This is a genomic window from Embleya sp. NPDC008237, from assembly GCF_042956465.1.
Taxonomy (GTDB): domain Bacteria; phylum Actinomycetota; class Actinomycetes; order Streptomycetales; family Streptomycetaceae; genus Embleya.
In genome coordinates, this window is the sequence record NZ_JBIBGL010000018.1 from 227,354 (window position 1) to 249,300 (window position 21,947).

The following is a 21,947-nucleotide window of genomic DNA, read 5'->3' on the forward strand; positions in this document are numbered from 1 at the left end:
GAGCATGCCGACTACACGTGGTGTGGCCCGACAGGGCGCCGAGCGAGTGGCGGCTTCCCGCACGCGGAAGGCTGCCGACGTCGAGCGCGACACGGTCGGTGTGTACCTGGACGAGATCAGCCGCACGAAGCTGCTCGACGCGGAGCGCGAAGTCGAGATGTCCAAGGACATCGAAGCAGGGCTGTACGCGCAGAAGCTGATCGACGAGGACGCGGTGCCCGAGGGCGTCGACCGGGCCGAGCTGGACCGGCTGATCGCGCGCGGCGCCGCGGCCAAGGAACTGTTCATCCAGGCCAACCTGCGGCTGGTGGTGTCCGTCGCCCGGCGCTACCCGCGTAGTGGGATGCCCTTCCTGGACCTGGTCCAGGAGGGCAACGTGGGCCTGGTCCGCGCGGTCGAGAAGTTCGACTACGCGAAGGGCTTCAAGTTCTCCACCTACGCGACCTGGTGGATTCGACAGGCGATCACCCGGGCGATGGCGGATCAGGCCCGCACCGTGCGGTTGCCCGTGCACCTGGTCGAAGAGCTGAGCAAGATCCGCCGGGTGCAGCGCGAGTTCGCTCGCGATCACGGGCGCGATCCCGAGATGGCGGAGATCGCCGAGGCGGTCGGCTCCACGCCGGAGCGCGTCGTGGACGTGATCGGTTGGGCGCGCGACCCGATCAGCCTGGACACCCCCGTGGGTGACGACGGCGAGACCGAGTTGGGCGAACTGGTCCAGGAGACCGACCCGTTGACGCCGGAGGACATCACCCTGGCGACACTGCGACGCGAGCAGATAGCGGACCTGGTGGGTCGGCTGGACGGCCGCACGGCCACGATCCTGCGGGCGCGTTACGGCATGGCGGACGGCAAGGAGCACACGCTGACCGAGGTCGGCAAGCAGCTCGGGCTCACCCGTGAGCGGATCCGCCAGATCGAGAAGCAGGCGCTGGTCGAGCTGCGCGAGCTGGCCACCGCCCAGGGGCTCGAAGCCGCCTGACGCCGCGCTGTGCCGGGGCGAGCCGGCTACGGCCCGGGCCCCGGCCCGGGCCGCGCATGGCGCCCCGGCCGGGCAGGGTGCCGTTCCGGGCGCCGGCACACTGGGTGGCATGGCGGAGCGGGCGAAGATCGAGACGACGGAGGCGCACGTGCGCGAGGCGAGTGGGCCGGCCGGGCCCGAGCGGCGCGAGCGCGACCGGTTCGGTTGGGACGACCTGCTCCCCGAGGCGAGTTCGGACGAGACGGATGCCGGATGGGGCGAGGCCCGGCCCGCCGCCGACCCGGCGGATCTGCGCCGCTTCCTGGACGACAAGCCGCCGCATCACCTCTGAGCCGACAGGCAAAGGTGACCCGGCACCTCAGGGTGACCCGATACACAAAGGGCGGGTTCGCTCCTTCGTCTTCATCCGAAGGAGCGAACCCGCCCTTTGCCGTGCGCTTACTGTGGGCCCGGTTGCGGATAAGCGGTGCGCGGTCGGCGGATGAGCCGACCGGGGCGACCGATCAGACGTCGGAGCGCGGGGAGACCAATCCGGCGGTCCCCTGGCCGGCGGTCCGGCCGCCGTTCGCCGGCGGTTCGAGGCGCGCGGCGAGCAGGTCGCGAATCTCGGTGAGGAGTTCGGTGTCGCTGAGTTCCTTCGCGGCCGTCTGACCCAAGGCTCGCTTGCGCTTTTCCAGCATGTGGTTCAGCGGCAGCACGAGCAGGAAGTACACGACCGCCGCGGTGATCAGGAACGTCAGCCCGGCGCCGAGCACGGAGCCCCACAACAGCTGGACGCCGGTCGCCTCGCCCTTCGCGTCGACCCCGCACGGGCCCTTGATGCAGGATGTGTACCCGTCCAGGTTCCTGGTGCCGAACGCACCCACGACCGGGTTGATCAGCCCCTTCACGAACGCCGTCACCACCGCCGTGAACGCGGCGCCGATGACCACGGCCACAGCCAGGTCCACGACGTTTCCGCGCATCAGGAACTTCTTGAAGCCGCCCACTGCTGATTCCCATCGATGTCGATCGGTCGGAGCCTCGACGGGGCGGTTGGATCCGTGATCAATACGGCCGATCGTAGTAATCACGGAATACCCCTCGAAGCGGAACAACCCGCACGAGTCTGCTGTCATTCACGGCTCGTCGCAACAGGGCCGTTCACGAACCTGTGGATGGTATAGGTCAGGGCAGGCCCGTTCGCCGCACCGGCGAGTTCGGTCGCCGCCGCTCGCGGGATCTCCAGGATCAGCAGCGCCCCGGTCGACGAGGCCCCGGTCGCGGCCGGACGGGCCACGACGAGTGCGGCGGGGACGATCAGCCGTGCCGGACCGGGGTGTTCGGGCGCGGGCGCGGCCAGCACGTCGATCCGGTCGCCGGGGCGCAGCACGGCCACTGCGTCGGCGTCCGCGAAGCGCGCGGGCAGGGCGACCCCGGCGGCCTGCCCGACCGCATGCAGAACTCCGGCCGGATGCAGGGCCGTCGGCATCGCGACCAGGGTCAGATCGGCGACCCCGGGGGTGCTGCCCGCGGGCAGATCGCGCGCGGCCACCAGGATCGGGCCGGTCGGCGCGGGTGCGGGGCGGACCGCCACGATCACCGCGAACACCGCGACGGCGGCCGACAGCGCGGCCAGGCCGCGTCGATGGCGGGCCAGGACGCGCCGCCAGGGCCGCCGGGTGAGCGGGGCCGGCGCCGACCGGAACGGCGGGCCGAACGACGGTCCGGGCGAGGCTCCGAACGATCCCGAAGCGGACATCACACCTCCAACGCGGGCAGCGGGCGAGTGCGGCCCGACCCGCGTCGGAACCGGGGCAGGAAACGAGGGCCGAGCCGCGCCCCCACCGTGCCGCGCAACGTCCCGATTCGGCCGGGCCACCCCGAAGCCTGTGCACAACTCCGCCCCTGGGGATTACGACTTCACCCACGTGAGTGACATCCCGTCCACCACAAAGGCCGCCCCCCGAACTCGGGAAGCGGCCTTCACGACAAACGAACGGAACGAAACAGGGCCGACGCCCACAGCGGCCGGACCCACAGCAGGCGGCGCCGAGCCGGCGCAAGCGGGCGGCGAACCGCGGGCGGCGCTACGCCGGCCGCTCGACCTCCGCCATCCCGCACGTACACGAGCGCGTCTTTGGCAGCGCGGCGACCACGTCGAACAGCAGGGTGCGCAGTCGGTCGACGTTGGCCGCGAAGACCTTCATCACCTCGGCGTGGGTGACTCCCTCGCCCGCCTCGACGCCCGCGTCCAGGTCGGTGACCAGCGCGATCGCGGTGCAGCAGAGGCCGAGTTCGCGGGCGAGCACAGCCTCGGGGTGGCCGGTCATGCCGATGATCGACCAGCCCTGCGCCGCGTACCACTTGGACTCGGCGCGGGTGGAGAAGCGCGGTCCCTCGATCACCACGAGGGTGCCGCCGTCCACCGGCTCCCAGCCCGAGGCGCGTGCCCGGGCGGCGACCACCGCGCGACCGTCCGCGCAGTACGGGTCGGCGAACGTGGTGTGTACGACCGGCGGGATGGTCCCGTCGGCGAGCGGCAGCCCGTCGAAGAAGGTCTGGACCCGGCTCGACGTGCGGTCGATCAACTGGTCGGGGATCACGAGCGTGCCCGGACCGAGTTCGGCGCGCAGGCCGCCGGTCGCGCACGGCGCGAGCACCTGCGTCACCCCGACGGCGCGCAGGGCCCACAGGTTGGCGCGGTAGTTGATCCGGTGCGGCGGGAGCGAGTGGTCGCGGCCGTGCCGGGGCAGGAAGGCGACCCGACGGCCGGCCACCTCACCCAGGAACAGGGCGTCGCTGGGCGCGCCGTACGGCGTGTCCACGCGCACCTCGACCACGTCGTCCAGGAACGCGTAGAACCCGGAGCCGCCGATCACACCGATCTCGGCCGGAGCCACCCCCGCCGGCAGCACGCCGGTCGCCATCGGTCAGGCCGCCGTCGACGTCGTACCGGAGGAGCCGGACGACGAGGAGGACGACGAACCCGAGGACGACGAACCCGAGGACGACGAACCCGACGACGAGGACGACGAACCCGAGGACGAGGAGCCCTCCGAGGACGACGAGGTAGCGCCGGTCGACGCGGTCGCCGGCGTCGAGGACGTGCTCGAACCGCGGCTGTCGGTGCGGTAGAAGCCGGAGCCCTTGAACACGACGCCCACCGCCGAGAAGACCTTGCGCAGCCTGCCCTGGCAGGCGGGGCACTCGGTCAGCGCGTCGTCCGTGAACTTCTGGACGGCCTCAAGGCCCTCGCCACAGGCGGTGCACTGGTACTGGTACGTCGGCACGGTCTGGTCCTCCTTCGACAGACAGGTCAGCTGGGTACTGGCACTCTCACCTGTCGAGTGCCAATGGTGCAGCATTCACCGGAGATCCGTCCACCACGGTCGCGGTCGGCGGTGTAATGGGTGTCACATCCACGCCCGGTCGCAGCAGTCGCTGCCCGCCGAGCACCACCAGGAAGCCGATGCCGGCCGCCGCCAGGGTGAGCGCGAAACCGGCGCCCGAACCGCGCGCGTCGGTGAGCATTCCGGAGCAGGTCGAACCGAGTGCGAGGCCCAGGCCGATCGCGCCGGTGAGCCACGTGAACGCCTCGGTCTTGGCCTCGGCCGGGACCAGTGTGTCGACCAGGGTGAACCCGGTGATCAGCGTCGGTGCGATCGCCAGTCCGCACAGCAACGCGACGGGCACCATGATTCCCACGCTGGGGATGGCCCACAGCGGTGCGGTGCCGGTGGCCAGCAGGGCGAACGTCACGAGCATGCGACGGTGCGCCGGCCGCCGCCAGGCGATCGCGCCGTAGACCGCACCGGCGATCAGGCTGCCGCCCGCGAAGACCGCGTACAGCGCGCCCGCCAGGCCGGGCTTGCCGACCTCCTCGGCGAACGCGGTGACCGAGACCTGCACGGTCCCGAAGACCCCGCCGATGCAGACGAAGGCCACCACGAGCAGCCGCACGCCGCCGATCCGCAGTGCGGACGCCCGCGGTGCGTCGCCGGCCGCCCGCACCACCCGGCGCGGCGCGGTGCCGCGTTGCAGTGCGAACAGCAGCGAGCCGAGCACGGTCAGCGCCGCCTCGACGATCAGCCCGGCGGCCGGGTGCACGCCGGTGGCCAGGAAGGTGGCCACCACCGGGCCCACCACGAAGGTGAACTCGTCGGTCACCGACTCGAACGCGAACGCGGTCGGCAGCAGCGGCGAGCCATCCAGGTGGGCGGCCCAGCGGGCCCGCACCATGGAGCCGATCTGCGGCACCGTCGCGCCGGAGAGCACCGCGGTGACGAACAGCAACCACAGTGGCGCGCCGGAGAGGGCGGCCACGATCAGTGCGGACACCGCCGCGCCGTGCAGCAGCGCGCCGGGCACGACCACCGCCCCCTGGCCGAAGCGGTCGGCGAGCCGACCGGTCTGCGGGCCGACGAAGGCGAGCGCGACGGCCGCGGCGGCGGAGACCGCGCCGGCCGTGCCGTACGAGCCGGTCGTGTGCTTGACCAACAGCACGATGCCCAGGCCGAGCATCGCGTAGGGCAGCCGGGCGATGAGCGCGGGTGCCAGGAATCGCCATGCGGACGGGGTCCGCAGCAGCGAGGAGTACGTGGAGATCATGCGCACCGCTCCCCGCGAACGGGTGCGGCGTTCCGATGCGTGGGCATCGTGGCTGTCGCTTCCTGCCACCTGGTGACGCACATGGGAAACCCCGGTGCGCCGAGAGCTGTCCTCGAAAGCGTCCACCGGGGTAGATACCGAAGTCGTGCTTCGGCCGCCGTGCGGTCACGACGCCAGCCCTGCGTCAGGCAGAGTCGGTGTGTGGAGGGGATCGGCGATCGAGGCGCCCGGAGGCGCCCCGATGGCAATCAACCGGATGATCGTACCTCAGGTGTCGCCCTTGACGCCGAACCAGCCCGCGAGCTTGCCACCCCGGCTGACCGCGCGCAGCCGATCCTCGGCGTCGTCGCGCACCGTGTCGGTGGCCACCACGAGCAGGTCGTCCCCGCGGCGGAGCACGGTGGTCGGCTCGGGCACGAAGCTCTCGTCGTCGCGCACGATCAGGGTGACCGCGGCCCCGCGTGGCAGGCGCAGCTCGCCGACCTCGACGCCGTGCATGCGCGAGCCCGGCGGCACGCTGACCGACAGCAGGTGCCCCTGGAGCTTCTCCAGCGGTGCGGACTCCACGCCCAGGTCGGTGGGCTCTTGCTCGCCCGCGAAACCGGCCTTGCGGGCTATCCACGGCAGCGTCGGCCCCTGCACCAGGGTGAAGACCACCACCAGCACGAAGGTGATGTTGAACAGCCGCTGGGCGTCCGGGACGTCCTTCACGATCGGGATGGTGGCGAGCACGATCGGTACCGCTCCGCGCAGCCCCGCCCAGGACAGGATCAACTGCTCGCGCCACGGTATCCGGAACGGCGTCGTGGTCACGATCACCGACAGCGGCCGGGCGACCAGCAGCAGGATGGTGCCGATCACCAGCGCCGGGACCACCGCGCCGGCCAACTCGTGTGGAGTGACCAGCAGTCCCAACAGCACGAACAGGCCGATCTGCGCGATCCAGCCGAGGCCCTCGGCGAAGCCGCGGGTGGCGGGGCCGTGCGGGAGTTGCGAGTTGCCCAGCACGAGTGCGGTCAGGTAGACCGCGAGGAACCCGCTGCCGTGGGCCAGCGCACCGCCGGAGTAGGCGAGCACGCACAGCGCCATCACCGCGATCGGGTACAGCCCGGACGCCGGCAGCGCGACGTGGCGCAGGCCGAACGCGCCGAGCCGACCCACCGCGAGGCCGACCGCCATGCCGATGGTCAACTCCATGCCGATCTCGCCGAGGATCCTGTACCACGGTTCGACGTGACCCACGTGGGCGAACGTGACCACCAGGATCACCACCGGGGCGTCGTTGAAGCCGGACTCGGCCTCGAGCAGACCGGTCAGCCGATGCGGCAGCGGCAGCTTGCGCAGCACCGAGAACACCGCGGCGGCGTCCGTGGAGGAGACGATCGCGCCCATCAGGATCGCGGTCGACCAGTCGACGTCCAGCACGATCCGAGTGGCGAACGCGGTGACCGCGACGCTCACTCCGACCCCTACGGTGGACAACACCGCAGCCGCCGGCACCGACGGCTTGATCTCCTTCCAACTGGTCGCTATCCCGCCCTCGGCGAGGATTACTATCAGCGCGGCGTAGCCGAGCGTTTGGGTCAGTTCGGCGTTGTCGAAACCTATGCCGAGGCCGTCGTCCCCGATCAGGATCCCGAGTCCGAGGTAGAGCAGCAGGCTCGGCAGCCCGGTTCTGGTCGCCAGGCGAACCGCTATGACGGCGGACAACATGACGATGGCGCCCAGGAGCAGGACCTGGTTGAGCTCGGGCACGGACACGTGCGTCACCTCCGGCGGTCGTCGGTCCGGCCACCCCCCAGGCGGCCGCACGGAGTGCAGAACATGAAGGCAGGCGACGACCGGCGGAACCGGCGACGCCGCGATGCGCAGGCAATCAGCGAGCCATGGGAAGGGGGGCCCTGCCGCGCCGGCGAACCGGCGATGAATTACCTACGCCTGGGAAATATTTTACCAAAGCGAAGGATCCATACCCCAGAGGGGTCCCGTCTCGTACCCGTGGCTGTGATGCCGACGACGCTCGGCTTTTAAGGTGTCCCTTGCCGCACCGACCGCATAAGGACCTTGATGCCTCCCTCGAAGACGCCCGACCCGGAGCAGCCCCCCGGTGGCCAGGACGCCTCATCCTCCGGGTGGGACGACTGGCCCACGGGCGAGTGGCCCACATCGCAGTGGGCCGCGGCGGATCCGGTCGCGGCCCAGCGGCGCGCGGAAGAACGCGCGGAGCGTGAGCGCCGGGCCGCGCCCGAGCCGTACGGCGAACCCGAGCCGTACGCGCCGCAAGAGCCGTATGCCGCGCAAGGACCGTACGCACCGCAGGAGTCGCACCCCGCCCAGGAGCCCTACTCGCCCCCCGAGCCGTATGCGGAGCCGCCCGCTCCCGTCGCCATCCCCGCGCCCGCCGCGCCGCCCGCGCCGCGTGCCGCCGAGCCGCCACGGGTCGAACCCGAGCCCGCAGCCGCTTCGCAGCCCGCACCCGCGCCCGAGCCCGCCGCCGCCGAGGCGCCCGTGCCCGGCGGCACCGCCAAGGTCAAGGAACGACCGACGACCCCCAAGGGGCCGTCCAAGGCGTGGCGCCGATTCCGGTTGACGGCCATCGTCCTGGTCGTGGTGCTGGCCATCGCGATCGGCGGACTGGGCTGGTGGGGCTGGCAGTTGTCGCGCGACTCGTTCCCGCAGACGTCCGGCACGATCCGGGTGCCGGGGCTGACCGGCAAGGTCGACGTGGTGCGCGACGCCCAGGGCATCCCGCAGGTGTACGCCGACACGTCCGAGGACCTCTTCCGGGGGCAGGGCTACGTGCACGCCCAGGACCGGTTCTGGGAGATGGACGTGCGCCGGCACATGACCGCGGGCCGGCTGTCCGAGATGTTCGGCTCCGGGCAGGTGGACAACGACAAGTTCCTGCGCACGCTGGGCTGGCGCAAGGTGGCCGAACAGGAGTACGCGGCGCTGCCGCCGGAGTCGCAGAAGTTCCTCCAGGCGTACTCCGAGGGGGTCAACGCCTACCTCGAGGACCACAAGGGCGCCGACGCCTCGTTCGAGTACGCGCTGCTCGGCGTCGTGCACGACGGCTACAAGGCCGAGCCGTGGACCCCGGTCGACTCGGTGGCCTGGCTCAAGGCGATGGCCTGGGACCTGCGCACCAACATGCAGGACGAGATCGACCGGGCTTTGTTGTCCGACAAGTTGACGGTCAACCAGATCGACGAGCTCTACCCGCCGTATCCGTACGAGGTGAACAAGCCCATCGTGCGCGCCGGTGAGATCGTCAAGGATCCCAAGGACGGCAAGACCGAGCGCTTCGTCCAGGACGCGCCGCCCGCGGTGCCCTCGAAGAGCGCGCAGAACGTGCTGGCCGGCCTGTCCGAGTCGCTGGCCAAGCTGCCCTCGCTGTTCAGCGAGAAGTCCTCCGGCGTCGGCTCCAACTCGTGGGTGGTCGCGGGCAGTCGCACCACCACCGGCAAGCCGCTGCTGGCCAACGACCCGCACCTGTCCCCTTCGTTGCCCTCGGTCTGGTACCAGATGGGCCTGCACTGCCGCACGGTCGGGCCGAAGTGCCAGTACGACGTCTCCGGCTACACGTTCTCCGGCATGCCCGGCGTGATCATCGGCCACAACCAGAAGATCTCGTGGGGCTTCACCAACCTCGGCGCCGACGTGACCGACCTGTACCTGGAGAAGGTCCAGGGCGACGGCGTGCTCTACAACAACAAGTACGAGCCGTTCACCGAGGTCCGCCAGGAGACGATCAAGGTGGCCGGTGGCGGCGATCGGCACATCACCGTGCGCAGCACCCGGCACGGGCCGATCCTGACCGACGCGTCCGACGAGTTGGAGGACGTCGGCAAGGACGCCCCGATCCCGGACCTGAGCCCACAGCGCGAGGAGGGCTACGCGGTCGCGCTGCGCTGGACCGCGCTGGACCCGGGCACCTCGATGGACGCGCTCTTCCAGCTGAACAAGGCGCAGAACTGGAACGACTTCCGGGCCGCGCTGAAGAACTTCGACGCGCCGTCGCAGAACGCGATCTACGCGGACGTCGAAGGGCACATCGGCTACCAGGCGCCGGGCAAAATCCCGGTGCGCCGCACCGGTGACGGCCGCTGGCCGGTGTACGGGTGGGACGCCAAGTACGACTGGGCGGACTCCATCCCGTTCGATTCGCTGCCGAACGTGTACGACCCGCCGGAGGGCTACATCGTCACCGCCAACAACGCGGTGACCACGCCGGCGTACCCGTACCTGCTGACCTCGGACTGGGGCTACGGTTCGCGCAGTCAGCGGATCGAGGAGATGATCACCAAGGCGCCGGGCAAGATCGATCCGGCGATGATGCAGAAGATGCAAGCCGACGACGTCAACCCGGTCGCGCAGTTGCTGGTGCCGTACCTGCTCGCGGTCCGGGTCGAGGATCCGTGGGTGCGCGAGGCGCAGGATCTGCTCCGGGGCTGGGACATGCGCAACCGGGCCGACTCCAAGTCGGCCGCGTACTTCAACGCGGTGTGGCGCCAGGTGCTGATGCTGGCGTTCGGCGACAAGATGCCGTTCTCGGTCCGGGCCGACAACGACTGTGCGAGCAACTCGTCGAACACCCACGTGCAGTGCGGCGACCGGGACGACTCGACCGCGCAACCCGACGGCGGCGACCGGTGGAACGAGGTGGCCCGCACGCTGCTGGCCAGCCCGGAGAGCCCGTGGTGGAACGTCTCCAAGAACCCGGGCTCGATCACCACCCGCGACGGTCTGCTGCACAAGGCGATGACCGAGGCGAAGAAGGACCTCACCTCCCGGCTCGGCAAGGACATCGACACCTGGTCGTGGGGTCGGCTGCACACGCTGACGCTGCGCAACCAGACGCTGGGCACCGAGGGCCCGGGCCCGGTCAAGTACATGCTCAACCGCGGCCCGTACCGGATGTCCGGCGGCGAGGGTCTGGTCAACGCGACCGGGTGGAACGTCGCGCAGGGCTACGAGGTGACCACCGTGCCGTCGATGCGGATGGTGGTGGACCTGGCCAACCTGGACGAGTCCCGCTGGATCAACCTCACCGGCGCGTCCGGACACGTGTGGCACGACAACTACACCGACCAGACCGACCTGTGGCGCAAGGGCAAGACCCTGCAGTGGGCGTACACGCCCGCGGCGGTGGACAAGGCGGCCAAACACCGGCTGACCCTGGAGCCCGCCGGCCCGGCCCCGGGCGGACCGTGACGGCGGCCCGCGGCGGTGCTACCGGGTGAACCGGTACACCGCCGCGGGCGTCACCGCGATGTCCACGGGCACGTCGTGCGGCTCGGCAGGCACCCGGTCGAGCACCTCGTCGTCGTAGAGCAGCACCACCGTCACGGCCGAGGCCGGCACCCGGGCGAGTGCCCGGTCGTAGGACCCGCCGCCACGCCCGAGCCGCAGTCCGCGGCGATCCACCGCGAGACCGGGCACCACCAGCACGTCCGCCGTGCACACACCCTCGACGCCCAGCCGCGGCCCGATCGGCTCGCGCAGCCCCCGGCCGGCCGGCACCAGCGACGCCGGGCCCTCGTACAGCGCCCAGTCCAGGTCGTTGTCCGGCAAGAGCACCGGCAGCAGCACGCGCCGGGTCGACCCGGCGGCGAGATCCTCGGCCAGATCCCGGCCGCCCGGCTCCGAACCCACCGGCACGTAGGCCGCCACGGTCGCGGCCGCGGCCACCTCGGGGAGCGCGAGGAGCGCGTCACGGAGCGCGCGACTCGCCGCGACACGCCGATCCGACCCCGTGTGTGACCGTGAGTGCATCAACTGTGACCTCAGTGTGGCCTTGTCGTTGAGGATGTCCTTCATGCTGTTCCCTGAATGACGTGTTTGGACGGGTTATCGAAGGAGTCCGCGCAATCGACACAGTTCGCGCCACCGCACCTGACCCGGACCCCGCATGGGCCTGACTTTCGAACGTCTTCTGATCATCCTGCTCGTCGGCGCGCTCTCGGTCGCGGTCGGCTCGCTGACCGTTGCCGTGCGCCGGTTGCGCGCGATCGCCGGCAACGAGCTGCCCGAGCTGCGGCACGAGGTCACCCGGCTGGAACTCAGCCGCGCCGAACTGGAGCGGCTGTCGGTGACCGACCCGCTGACCGGCGTGTGGAACTACCGCTACCTGCAACTCGTGCTGGATCGCGAGGTGATGCGCGCGACCCGGTTCGGCCGACCGCTCGGGCTGCTCATGCTGGACCTGGACCACTTTCGCGACGTCAACGAGCGGCACGGCCATCAGGGCGCGAGTTCGGTGCTGCGCGAGGTGGCCCAGCGGCTGGCCCTGGAGATCCGCCAGGTGGACACCATCGCCCGCTACGGCGGCGAGGAGTTCGTGATCCTGCTGCCCGAGACCGACGCGTCCGGTGCGGCCAAGGTCGCCGAACGGCTGTGCTACGCGGTCCGGCGCGGCAGCTTCGGCGCGACGGCCGACCCGGTGCGGCTGACGATGGCGATCGGCCTGGCCGTACTGCCCGAGGACGGCACGCACTCCGCGACCCTGTTGCGGGCCGCGGACCGGGCGCTGGGTCGGGCCAAACGGGCGGGCGGCGACCGGTTCTGCGGCCCGGATCCGGCCGGGAGCGGACCTTCGGCCGACAACAGGCCAATCGCCGGGCTTCCCGGGACCCCCGGTGATCTCACCCGTTAGTGTGCGGCCATGCCTCCGCGTCGCTCGTTCCACATCACGAAGGCCGTCGTACCCGCCGCAGGTCTCGGCACGCGCTTCCTGCCAGCGACGAAGGCGACGCCCAAGGAGATGTTGCCGGTCGTGGACACGCCGGCGATCCAGTACGTGGTCGAGGAGGCGGTCGCCGCCGGGCTGACCGACGTGCTGATGGTCACCGGGCGCAACAAGCGCCCGCTGGAGGACCACTTCGATCGCGCGTACGAACTCGAACACGCGCTGGCCGCCAAGGGCGACCTGGAGCGGCTCAAGCTCGTTCGCGAGTCGAGCGAGCTGGCCGCGATCCACTACGTCCGGCAGGGCGACCCGCGCGGCCTGGGACACGCCGTCTCGTGCGCCCGCCCGCACGTGGGCGACGAGCCGTTCGCGGTGCTGCTCGGCGACGACCTGATCGACCCGCGCGATCCGCTGCTGAGCACGATGTTGCGGGTGCGCCGCGAACTCGGCGGCAGCGTCGTCGCACTGATCGAGGTCGACCCGTCCCAGATCCACCTCTACGGCTGCGCGGCGGTCGAACCCCTTGCCGAGGGCGTCTCCGAGCCCGGCGTGGTGCGGGTGACCGATCTCGTGGAGAAGCCCGAACCCGGCAGCGCGCCCAGCAACTTCGCGGTGATCGGCCGCTACCTGCTCGACCCCTCGGTCTTCGACGTGCTCGAACACACCCCGCCTGGCCGGGGCGGCGAGATCCAACTCACCGACGCGCTGCGGGTGCTCGCGGGTCGCGAGTCGGCCGAGGGCGGCACGGTGCACGGCGTGCTGTTCTCCGGCCGCCGCTACGACACGGGCGACCGGGCCGACTATCTGCGTGCCATCGTGAAGCTGGCATGCGAGCGTGATGATCTGGGACCCGAGTTCCGGGCCTGGCTGAGGCAGTACGTGAACGAGGAGATGCAAGCATGAAAAGCGTCGAGGACCACCTGACCGGGATCCTCGGGCGGATCGCACCGCTGGCCCCCCTCGAACTGCAACTGCTCGACGCGCACGGCAGCCTCCTGGTCGACGAGGTCGCCGCAACCGGCGACCTGCCACCGTTCGACAACTCCTCGATGGACGGATACGCGGTCCGCCTCGCGGACGTCGCCGACGCGGGCGAGCGCTATCCGGTGGTACTCGACGTGGTGGACGACATCGCCGCGGGCAACGCGCCCAAGACCGCGATCGGTTCCGGCACCTGCGCCCGGATCATGACCGGCGCGCCGCTGCCGGAGGGCGCCGAGGCGATCGTGCCGGTCGAGTGGACCGACGCGGGCATGCCGACGGTACGGATCACCAGGGCGCCGGAGAGCGGCCAGTACATCCGCCGCCGGGGCAGCGACGTCACCGCAGGGCAGACCGTCCTGGACGCGGGCAGCACGATCGGCTCGGCGCAGGTCGGCCTGCTCGCCGCGATCGGCCGCGAGCGCATCCGGGTGCGGCCCAAGCCGCGCGTGGTGATCCTGTCCACCGGCAGCGAGCTGACCCAGCCCGGCCGGCCGATCGGCCCCGGCCAGATCCGCGACTCGAACAGCTACATGCTGACCGCCGCCGCACGCGAGGCGGGCGCCATCGCGTACCGGGTCGGCAACGTGCCCGACGACCCGAAGATCCTGATCGACACGATCGAGGACCAGCTGATCCGGGCGGATGTGGTGGTCACCACGGGCGGCGTCAGCGCGGGCGCCTACGACGTGGTCAAGGAGGTGCTCTCCGAGCTGGGCACGGTCGAGTTCGGCAAGGTCGCGATGCAGCCGGGGATGCCGCAGGGCTTCGGCGTGATCGGTCCGGACGAGACGCCGATCTTCACCCTCCCCGGCAATCCGGTCAGTGCGTTCGTGTCCTTCGAGGTGTTCGTGCGTCCGGCGCTGCTGCGGATGCAGGGCGCCGAGGTCACCGAGCGGCCGATCGTCCGGGCCGGCTGCTCGGCGGCGCTGAAGTCGCCCGAGGGCAAGCGCCAGTACCTGCGCGCCTGGTACACCCCGCCGCCCGCGGGGGTCGGCGAGGGCACCGTGGACCCGGTCGGCGGCACCGGCTCCCACCTGCTCGGCAGCCTGGCCAAGGCGAACGCGCTGATCACCCTTCCCGCCGACGTCACCGAGGTCGCCGAGGGCGCCGAGGTGTCCGTGATGCTGCTCGGCTGAGCGCCGCGAAACCCGTCCGGGCGGCCCCGTGCATGCGGGCCGCCCGGTTGTGCCTCTAACGTTGCCCCAGCACGACACACGGCAGTTCGTTGCACAGGGCAGTTCGTTGCACAGGGCAGTTCGTTGCACAGGGCAGTTCGTTGCACAGGGCAGTTCGATACACAGGGCAGTTCGATACACAGGGCGGTCCGACTCATCGGGCGGTTCGATACACACGGCACTTCGACGCCCCACCGCACGGGGGGCTCACCGTATGGGGTGGAAAGTTGACGCGCGGCGCCAAGAACCTCACGCACCTCGACGAGGCCGGCGCGGCCCGCATGGTGGACGTCACGGCCAAGCAGATCTCGGTCCGCACGGGCTCGGCCTCGGGCCGGGTGCTCGTGTCGCCGCGTGTGGTCGAACTCCTGCGGGGCGAGGGCATGCCCAAGGGTGACGCACTGGCCACGGCCCGGATCGCGGGAATCATGGCGGCCAAGCGCACGCCCGACCTGGTGCCGCTGTGCCACCCGATCGCGCTGCACGGCGTCGCGGTGGACCTGACGGTGCACGACGACGCGGTGGAGATCACCGCGACCGTGCGCACCGCGGACCGAACCGGCGTCGAGATGGAGGCGCTGACCGCGGTCTCCGTCGCGGCGCTCACGGTCGTGGACATGATCAAGGCAGTGGACCCGGGCGCGGTCATCACCGACGTGCGGGTCGAGCGGAAGACGGGCGGCGCCTCCGGGGACTGGGAACGGGACACCGGGGCAGCGGCCACACAACGGGACGGAGGGCAAGTCTGATGCGAGCCATGGTGATCACCGTGTCCACGCGCGCGGCGGCCGGGACCTACGGGGACGAGAGCGGTCCGGTGATCGTGCGCGGGCTGCAGGCACTGGGCTTCGAGACGCGGGGCCCGCAGATCGTGCCCGACGGCGAGCCGGTCGGCCAGGCACTGCGGGACGCGGTCGCGGGCCACTACGACGTGATCATCACCACCGGGGGGACCGGGCTCAACCCGTTCGACCAGACTCCGCAGATGACCAGCCGGGTGATCAGCTACGAGGTGCCGGGCATCGCCGAGGCGATCCGGATGGAGAACTTCGACAAGGTGCCGACCTCGATCCTGTCGCGCGGCATCGCCGGCGTCGCGATCACCCAGGACTCGCACTGGACCTACCGCAGCCTGATCGTCAATCTGCCCGGCTCGCCCGGCGGTGCACAGGACGGCATCAACGTGCTGGCCAAGGTGCTGCCGCACGTGGTGTCCCAGCTCCAGGGCGGCGACCACCAGCAGGGCGGCGGGTTCGGCGGCGGTGGCGGTGCCGGCGGCGGCTTCGGCGGCGGGGGGCAGCAGCCCGCGCCCGGAGGCGGCGGCTACCAGGGCGGCTTCGGTGGCGGGGGCGGCTACCAGGGCGGCGGCGCGGGCGGTGGGTTCCAGGGCGGCGGGGGCTACGGAGGGGCGCAGCAGCCGCCATGGGGCACGCACTGACCCGCGGGTGGCCGGTGGAGCTCACCGAGGGCCGGGTCACCCTGCGCCCGATCCGCGCCCGGGACGCGGTCGCCTGGCAGGAGGTGCACACCCGCAACCGCGAGTGGCTGCGCCGCTGGGAGGCGACCGTGCCGCCGGGCTCCGCGGCCGGTCGGCGGCCGACCTTCCGGCAGATGGTGCGCTTTCTGCGGGCCGAGGCGGGCGCCGGCCGGATGTTGCCGTTCGTGGTGTTGTACGACGGGCAGTTGGTCGGTCAGGTCACGGTCGCCGGGATCACCTGGGGTTCGATGTGCTCGGCGCACGTCGGCTATTGGGTGGACGAACGCGTCGCCGGGCTGGGCGTGATGCCCACGGCGGTCGCGCTCGCCGCCGACCACTGCTTCTTCCGGCTGGGCGTCCATCGCCTGGAGGTGTGCATCCGTCCGGAGAACCGGGCCAGTCGGCGGGTGGTGGACAAGCTGGGGTTCCGTGAGGAGTGCCTGCGCCCGCGCTATCTGCACATCGACGGCGACTGGCGCGACCACATCGCCTACGCGTTGAACGCCGAGGAGGTCCCCGAAGGTCTCCTGATGCGGTGGCGTGCCTACCGCGAGAGCCGGGGCTTCACCTGGTAGCGGAATCTCTTCGAGATCGATCCCGCCATATCGACACATCGATCTTGCGATTTCGCTACTCTCCCGGAGATATGAGCGGTGTCACCTCGGCAGACCCCGGCGCATCCCGGAGAACGGCTGCCCGAGGGGTCTCGGGGGCCACAGCGGCTCCGGGTATCTCGGGTGTCCCGGTCGTTTCGGCCGGGACGGGCTTCTCGGTGAATTCGGCCGGGTCGGGCTTCTCGGCTATTTCGGCCGCGCCGGACGGTTCGGTGGATTTGGTCGCCTCGGCAGTCTCGGCAGTCACATTCGTCACATGGGCATCACCGCGGATCGGGCGACACACCGTGCCTAATCCGACGATGCGGTGCCCATCCGGCTTAGCGTGTGAAGCGTGAACGGCAGCGGCCTGATCTACGCAGCGATCGTGGGGGCCTGGGCTGCCTATCTGGTGCCCATGTGGCTTCGCCGACAGGACGAGCTCAACGAGGCCCGGCCGACCGAGCGATTCACCACCGCGATCCGGATCCTCTCCCGTCGCGGCGCCTTCGAGCGCCGCTCCGCCCGTGCGCTCGCGGAGACCCGCGCGCCCGCGGAGGTCCGAACGCCCGCCGAGGACGGCACGGACGCGCCCGAGCGGGGCGGCCCGACCGAACCGCCGCGCGCTCGGCAGCACCCGACCAAGCCCGCCGCGCCGACGACGACGCCGCAGTCGGCCGCGATCCCCGGGCCGGCGTCCCCGGCCAAGGCCGGCAAGCCCGGCGCGGCCAAGCGCCCCGCCGCGCCGGTGCGCCGGGACGACGGCCGGGCGGCGCTGCTCACCCGGCGCCGTCGGGTCATCGCGACCCTGTTCGCGACCTTCACCGCCGGCGCGATCCTGGCCGGTGTGGCCGGGCTCGCGTGGGTGTGGCTGCCGGCCGTACCCGGCGTCCTGCTGTCCGCCTACATCGTGCACCTGCGTGTGCAGGAGCGGCGGCGCTACGAGGCCGGCCTGCGCCGGCTGGGCCGTCCCGCGGGCGGCAAGTCCGGCACGCCGGCCGACGGCGCCTCGGTCGCCGAATCGCGCTCTCGGGCCAAGGCCCGCGAGACGCACGACGCCACGCCGCCCCAACCTCGTTCCGCGACCCCGCCGGCCGGCGGCGACGCACGGCAGACGCGCACACCGCGCTCGGGGTCGACCGGCTCGTCCGGGCCGAACGGCGCCTCGGGAGCCTCGGCCCCGGCCGGTCCCCGAGGCAGGCGCGACCGGGAGGCGGAGGAGCCCGCGCTGGCCGAGTGGATCGCCGAACTGGCCACCGGCGGCGACTCGCACGACCGCGACTCGTGGGACCCGGTCCCGGTCCCGCTGCCCACGTACGTGACCGCACCGGTGGTCCCGCGCGGCGACGTCGAACACGAGCCGGAACGCCCGCAGATCCACGCCGTCCCGGACCCCGTCCCGACCGAGGCCCCGCGCCCGTCCACCCCGTTGTTCGACCAATACGCCGAGGACACCCGCGCCGGCTACGGCGCCTCGGTCGACTCGCTGCCCCTGTACGAACACGAGTGGCGCCGGGCCGTCAACGAGTGAATACCCGTGCACGACCCACTTCGCCGAGGTGGTAATGTTTCTCCTCGTTGGGCCTGTGGCGCAGTCTGGTAGCGCACCTCGTTCGCATCGAGGGGGTCTGGGGTTCAAATCCCCACAGGTCCACACAGCACGAAAGCCCCGCCGGTCGATCCGGCGGGGCTTTCGTCATTGCCGCAGAAGTACCCGGCGGAAGGCTTCCGGCTCTACGGGGTGCCCCCTCGGGCCGCGATTCGGCCCGGCCGGCGGAGCCCGCGCGGTGCGTGCCGGGAATCGGCCCACGTCGAGTCGTAGGCGCCTTTGGGCTTGAGGCGCGGAGACCTTGGTCGCCCCGGCGCGGAACTCGCGTTCGTGTTCGGTCTCCATCGCCTGTGGTCAGGCTCGACGGGTCTCGGTGGCGGGCCGCGTCCGGTCGGCCGGTATCGGCAACTCCGGTGTCATAGACGGTAGTTGGCTGTCCCGGGCCGGCGGGATCAGGCAAGGGACCGGTGGGCTGTGGTCCTCGTCACCGCCTTGCCGCCGGTCCCCGGGTGACGGGCCGGTGATGCGTGGGTGAACTGTGTCGCATTTTGCTCGGGGCGGGAATGGACGGCGGTTGCCCGACCTTGCTCGAAAGAGTGCGCCCGCGATACGGCATGTGGGTGCGCTGCCGCGTGTAGCGGAGTGTGTTCGGGTGGTTATTACGGTCGCGTAGGCGAGGTGAGCGATGCCAACATCGGGTGACATGGCCGAGCTAGTGAATCCACACGGGAACCTGTCCGAAATCAAATCTTATGTGGCTATCGGCGACAGCTTCACCGAAGGGGTCGGCGATCCCGGGCCCGACGGGCATTTCCTCGGATGGGCGGACCGGTTCGCGGCTCGGCTGGCGGTGGAGCGGCCGGGGTTGCGGTACGCGAATCTCGCGGTGCGCGGGAAGTTGTTGCATCAGATCGTCGAGGAGCAGGTGCCGCTGGCCATCGCGGCCCAACCCGATCTGGTGACGTTGTGTGCGGGTGGCAACGATGTGCTGCGGCCCGGGAGCGATCCGGACCGGCTGGCCGCCGAGTACGAGGAGGCGGTCGCCGCGTTGACGGCGGCGGGCGCGCGGGTCGTGGTGTTCACCGGGTTCGACACGCGCTGGGTGCCGGTGCTCAAGCTGATCCGGGGCAAGGTCGCCACGTACAACGAGCTGTTGCGGGCGGTCGCGGATCGCTACGACTGCGTCGTCGCGGACATGTGGGGGCTCACGTCGTTGCACGATCGGCGGGCCTGGAGCGAGGACCGGCTGCACCTGTCGCCGCAGGGTCACGACCGGGTGGCGCTCAAGGTCGGGCGGGCGCTCGGGCTGTCCGTCGAGGGCGATCCGGACGCGCCGTGGCCGGCCGAGGAGGTCGAGGTCACCGCGGGTGCGGCGCGGTTGGAGAACGTGCATTGGGCGCGGGAGCACCTGGTGCCCTGGATCGGACGGCGGCTTCGGGGGCAGTCGTCGGGGGACCACGTGACCGCGAAGCGGCCGGAGTTGGCGCCGCTGGAGATTGTCGCCGCGCAATCGCCCGTTGGCGGGCCCGTGAGTCGTCAAGCCTCGTAGGCGGGTTGGGCCCGTCCGGCTGGTCCTCGAGCGCCGGACGGGCTGATGGGTTTGCCTGGCCGGGTTGTCCTCAAGCGCCGGACGGGCTGGGTGGGTTGCGTACCCATGTGTGCGTTGGTCTTGTGCGGGCTTGGGTCGTCCTCAAGCGCCGGACGGGCTGAAGAGGGTTGCGTACTCGTGTGTGCGTTGGTCTTGTGCGGGCTTGGGTTGTCCTCAAGCGCCGGACGGGCTGGGTGGGGTTGCGTACTCGTGTGTGCGTTGGTCTTGTGCGGGCTTGGGGTGTCCTCAAGCGCCGGACGGGCTGAAGAGGGTTGCGTACCCGTGTGTGCGTTGGTCTCGTGGAGGCTTGGGTGTCCTCAAGCGCCGGACGGGCTGGGTGGGTTGCGTGACCGGGCTGGGTGGGTTGCGGGGCCGGGGGGTTGGGTGACCGGGTTGGGTGGGGCGGGGCCAGTTCGGGTGGTGCGGGCGCGGGTGGGTGGGTTGGCGGCCGGGCCGGGGCGTGTGTGGCTGGGTTAGGGGGAGCCGGGTTCCGCGGCCGCGCCCAGGATGAGGAGGCGGGCCGAGCGGGTCACCGTGTGTTCCACGTCGTCCATGGTCATGCGGCCGAAGGCCCAGCTGAACAGGGCGCCTTCCCAGGCTATGCCGAGCAGGTGGACGAACTCGTCGGCGCTTGCGAGCTCGTCGGCGATCGCGGTGCGGAACATGTCGTTCATGATCCGGTTGATTTCGCGGTGGCAGTCGCTCACGCCGGGGTCGGACGAGCCCAGGGCGTGGATCAGCGCGGCGGTCAGTCGTGGGTGGCGGGCCATCGTTCGGCAGGTGTTGTGCAGGATCGCGCAGACCCGCTCGGCGGCGTCGGAGCCGTCCGGCCGGGCCGCGCCGCTGCGTTCGAGCGCGGCGATCCATTCCAGGTGGGTGGCCGCGAGCAGGTGGTCCTTCGAGGAGAAGTGCCGGTAGATGGTCGCCGAGGAGAGCCGGGACAGGCGGACGACGTCGCGCATCTGCACGCTGTCGTAGCCGCCTGCCGCGGCCAGGTCGCGGGTCGCGTCGATGGCTCGCCTGCGTATGTCCTGCTCCCGCGCGATGGACACCGGCGCAGCCTCTCTCGGGGTCGACAACGGCGTGGACACGCTAGTGCCGCGCCGGGCGCCGCGACGGGGTGAACGTTGCCGGGCACGGCACTAGATCCAGGTGCTGAACCACATGCGATCCAACCACCCGCTGCGGGAGATCGTCTCACCGGTGAAGATCGGATAGAAGTACAGGAAGTTCCAGGCGATCAGCGCGATGATCGCGACCACCCCGGCCGTGCCCCACGCGCGCCGCCGCTCGGACGCCCCCGGCGGGCCCAGCAGTGCGCCGAGCATCATGGTCACCGCCAGGCACAGGAACGGTACGAAGGCGACCGCGTAGAACAGGAAGATGGTCCGCTGCTGGTAGGCCATCCACGGCAGGTAGGCGGCGGCCAGGCCGCACAGGATCGCCCCCGCGCGCCAGTCGCGTCGGCCGGCCCAGCGGAACAGCAGGTAGCCGACCGCGATCACGCCGGTCCACCACAGCAGCGGCGTCCCGATGCCCAACACGGTCTGGTAGCAGTCCTGCTCGTCGCAGCCCGCCGTGCCCTGGTGCACGGTCTCGAAGTAGTAGGCCACCGGGCGACCCAGGACCAGCCAGCTCCACGGATTGGACTGGTACGGGTGCGGGCTGTCCAGGCCGGTGTGGAACGACCACATTTCGGCGTGGTAGTGCCACAGGCTGCGCAGCGGCGCGGGCACCCACGACATGCCGAATTGGGGCAGTGGGATGCCGAAGACCTCGTCCGGGGACAGCCCGGCCCGGTCGTCGGCCCAGTGCCGGAAGTAGCCGCCGTCGGTCATGAACCAGCCGGTCCAGGACCAGATGTAGATCATCACCGCGATGACCACCGTGGACAGGAACGCGAACAGCACGTCGTGGCGCAGCGCCGCGCGGTACGGCCGGCGCGCCCCGCACGCGCGCCGGGTGCCGGCGTCCCACAGCACGGTCATGACGCCGAATGCGGCCAGGACGTAGATGCCGCTCCACTTGGTGCCGCAGGCCAGGCCCAGACAGATGCCGGCCATGATCCGCCACGGCCGCAGCCCGAACTTCATCGAGGCCGCCCGCGCCGCGTCCGGGCCGGACTTGAACATCCGGGCCGCGACCCCTCTGCTGTCGTCGCGGTCGATCAGCAGACAGCCGAACGCGGCCAGGATCCAGAACATCAGCACCAGGTCGAGCAGCGACGTGCGGCTCATCACGAAGTGCAGTCCGTCGAGTGCCATCAGCAGGCCGGCGACGCAGCCCAGCAGTGTCGAGCGGAACAGGCGGCGGCCGATCCG

At 71.2% G+C, this 21,947-nt stretch carries 20 protein-coding genes and 1 tRNA gene; 12 read left to right on the top strand and 9 right to left on the bottom strand.

The genetic code is table 11. The features are described 5' to 3' along the window. Nucleotides 1-4: 4 nt before the first annotated feature. A complete protein-coding gene (locus tag ACFZBU_RS37690) occupies nucleotides 5-982 on the top strand; it encodes an RNA polymerase sigma factor RpoD/SigA (protein ID WP_391588251.1) in 978 nt (325 codons plus the stop codon). A 109-nt stretch (nucleotides 983-1,091) separates the two neighbouring features. Next, nucleotides 1,092-1,313: a hypothetical protein gene (locus ACFZBU_RS37695; RefSeq protein ID WP_391588252.1), complete on the top strand. Its 222-nt coding sequence runs from the start codon at nucleotides 1,092-1,094 to the stop codon at nucleotides 1,311-1,313. Nucleotides 1,314-1,485: 172 nt separating this feature from the next. Here the strand turns inward: ACFZBU_RS37695 and mscL are convergent, their stop codons facing one another. The 6 genes from mscL to ACFZBU_RS37725 all read right to left on the bottom strand — a co-directional run bounded on the left by mscL (nucleotide 1,486) and on the right by ACFZBU_RS37725 (nucleotide 7,342). Then, a complete protein-coding gene (mscL, locus tag ACFZBU_RS37700; RefSeq protein ID WP_391588253.1) occupies nucleotides 1,486-1,971 on the bottom strand; it encodes a large conductance mechanosensitive channel protein MscL in 486 nt (161 codons plus the stop codon). A gap of 125 nt (nucleotides 1,972-2,096) precedes the next feature. Then, complete coding sequence (locus ACFZBU_RS37705) at nucleotides 2,097-2,723, bottom strand: SAF domain-containing protein (protein ID WP_391588254.1); 627 nt, start codon at nucleotides 2,721-2,723, stop codon at nucleotides 2,097-2,099. A 328-nt stretch (nucleotides 2,724-3,051) separates the two neighbouring features. Further along, the gene (locus ACFZBU_RS37710) at nucleotides 3,052-3,891 is read right to left on the bottom strand and encodes an S-methyl-5'-thioadenosine phosphorylase (protein WP_391588255.1); all 840 of its coding nucleotides are present in this window, start codon (nucleotides 3,889-3,891) and stop codon (nucleotides 3,052-3,054) included. A 3-nt stretch (nucleotides 3,892-3,894) separates the two neighbouring features. Beyond that, nucleotides 3,895-4,254 (bottom strand): FmdB family zinc ribbon protein, encoded by a 360-nt coding sequence (locus ACFZBU_RS37715; protein WP_391588256.1) that lies wholly within the window; start codon nucleotides 4,252-4,254, stop codon nucleotides 3,895-3,897. A gap of 46 nt (nucleotides 4,255-4,300) precedes the next feature. Then, nucleotides 4,301-5,653 (bottom strand): MFS transporter, encoded by a 1,353-nt coding sequence (locus ACFZBU_RS37720; RefSeq protein ID WP_391588257.1) that lies wholly within the window; start codon nucleotides 5,651-5,653, stop codon nucleotides 4,301-4,303. Nucleotides 5,654-5,839: 186 nt separating this feature from the next. Continuing rightward, nucleotides 5,840-7,342 (bottom strand): potassium/proton antiporter, encoded by a 1,503-nt coding sequence (locus ACFZBU_RS37725; RefSeq protein WP_391588258.1) that lies wholly within the window; start codon nucleotides 7,340-7,342, stop codon nucleotides 5,840-5,842. A 297-nt stretch (nucleotides 7,343-7,639) separates the two neighbouring features. On the opposite strand from ACFZBU_RS37725, the gene ACFZBU_RS37730 reads away from it, so the two are divergent. Then, nucleotides 7,640-10,786 (top strand): penicillin acylase family protein, encoded by a 3,147-nt coding sequence (locus ACFZBU_RS37730; protein ID WP_391588259.1) that lies wholly within the window; start codon nucleotides 7,640-7,642, stop codon nucleotides 10,784-10,786. An 18-nt stretch (nucleotides 10,787-10,804) separates the two neighbouring features. On the opposite strand, the gene ACFZBU_RS37735 is transcribed toward ACFZBU_RS37730, so the two are convergent. Beyond that, on the bottom strand, nucleotides 10,805-11,392 hold the full coding sequence (locus tag ACFZBU_RS37735; RefSeq protein ID WP_391588260.1) for a 5-formyltetrahydrofolate cyclo-ligase: 588 nt from the start codon (nucleotides 11,390-11,392) through the stop codon (nucleotides 10,805-10,807). Between the two features lie 91 nt (nucleotides 11,393-11,483). Here ACFZBU_RS37735 and ACFZBU_RS37740 point away from each other — a divergent pair, with 91 nt between their 5' ends. The 9 genes from ACFZBU_RS37740 (at nucleotide 11,484) to ACFZBU_RS37780 (ending at nucleotide 19,587) form a co-directional block, all read left to right on the top strand. Further along, the gene (locus ACFZBU_RS37740) at nucleotides 11,484-12,227 is read left to right on the top strand and encodes a GGDEF domain-containing protein (protein ID WP_391588261.1); all 744 of its coding nucleotides are present in this window, start codon (nucleotides 11,484-11,486) and stop codon (nucleotides 12,225-12,227) included. Between the two features lie 9 nt (nucleotides 12,228-12,236). Next, a complete protein-coding gene (locus tag ACFZBU_RS37745; protein ID WP_391588262.1) occupies nucleotides 12,237-13,163 on the top strand; it encodes a UTP--glucose-1-phosphate uridylyltransferase in 927 nt (308 codons plus the stop codon). Beyond that, nucleotides 13,160-14,380, top strand: coding sequence for a gephyrin-like molybdotransferase Glp (gene glp, locus ACFZBU_RS37750; RefSeq protein ID WP_391588263.1), 1,221 nt, complete (start codon nucleotides 13,160-13,162; stop codon nucleotides 14,378-14,380). The genes ACFZBU_RS37745 and glp overlap by 4 nt, the downstream gene beginning before the upstream one ends. Nucleotides 14,381-14,700: 320 nt before the next feature. Continuing rightward, nucleotides 14,701-15,168, top strand: a complete 468-nt coding sequence (moaC, locus tag ACFZBU_RS37755) for a cyclic pyranopterin monophosphate synthase MoaC (protein ID WP_391588279.1) — start codon at nucleotides 14,701-14,703, stop codon at nucleotides 15,166-15,168. A gap of 8 nt (nucleotides 15,169-15,176) precedes the next feature. After that, nucleotides 15,177-15,857: a molybdenum cofactor biosynthesis protein B gene (locus ACFZBU_RS37760; RefSeq protein WP_391588264.1), complete on the top strand. Its 681-nt coding sequence runs from the start codon at nucleotides 15,177-15,179 to the stop codon at nucleotides 15,855-15,857. Further along, nucleotides 15,842-16,471, top strand: a complete 630-nt coding sequence (locus tag ACFZBU_RS37765; protein WP_391588265.1) for a GNAT family N-acetyltransferase — start codon at nucleotides 15,842-15,844, stop codon at nucleotides 16,469-16,471. The genes ACFZBU_RS37760 and ACFZBU_RS37765 overlap by 16 nt, the downstream gene beginning before the upstream one ends. A 373-nt stretch (nucleotides 16,472-16,844) precedes the next feature. Continuing rightward, nucleotides 16,845-18,020, top strand: coding sequence for a hypothetical protein (locus ACFZBU_RS37770; protein ID WP_391588266.1), 1,176 nt, complete (start codon nucleotides 16,845-16,847; stop codon nucleotides 18,018-18,020). A gap of 49 nt (nucleotides 18,021-18,069) precedes the next feature. Then, nucleotides 18,070-18,143: transfer RNA gene (locus ACFZBU_RS37775), tRNA-Ala, on the top strand. Between the two features lie 598 nt (nucleotides 18,144-18,741). After that, nucleotides 18,742-19,587: an SGNH/GDSL hydrolase family protein gene (locus tag ACFZBU_RS37780; protein ID WP_391588267.1), complete on the top strand. Its 846-nt coding sequence runs from the start codon at nucleotides 18,742-18,744 to the stop codon at nucleotides 19,585-19,587. 512 nt (nucleotides 19,588-20,099) lie between these two features. Here ACFZBU_RS37780 and ACFZBU_RS37785 read toward each other — a convergent pair. Together ACFZBU_RS37785 and ACFZBU_RS37790 are read right to left on the bottom strand one after the other, a co-directional pair. Beyond that, on the bottom strand, nucleotides 20,100-20,678 hold the full coding sequence (locus ACFZBU_RS37785; protein WP_391588268.1) for a TetR/AcrR family transcriptional regulator: 579 nt from the start codon (nucleotides 20,676-20,678) through the stop codon (nucleotides 20,100-20,102). Nucleotides 20,679-20,768: 90 nt separating this feature from the next. Then, nucleotides 20,769-21,947: dolichyl-phosphate-mannose--protein mannosyltransferase (locus ACFZBU_RS37790; RefSeq protein ID WP_391588269.1), on the bottom strand; the 1,179-nt coding region annotated here is incomplete at its 5' end.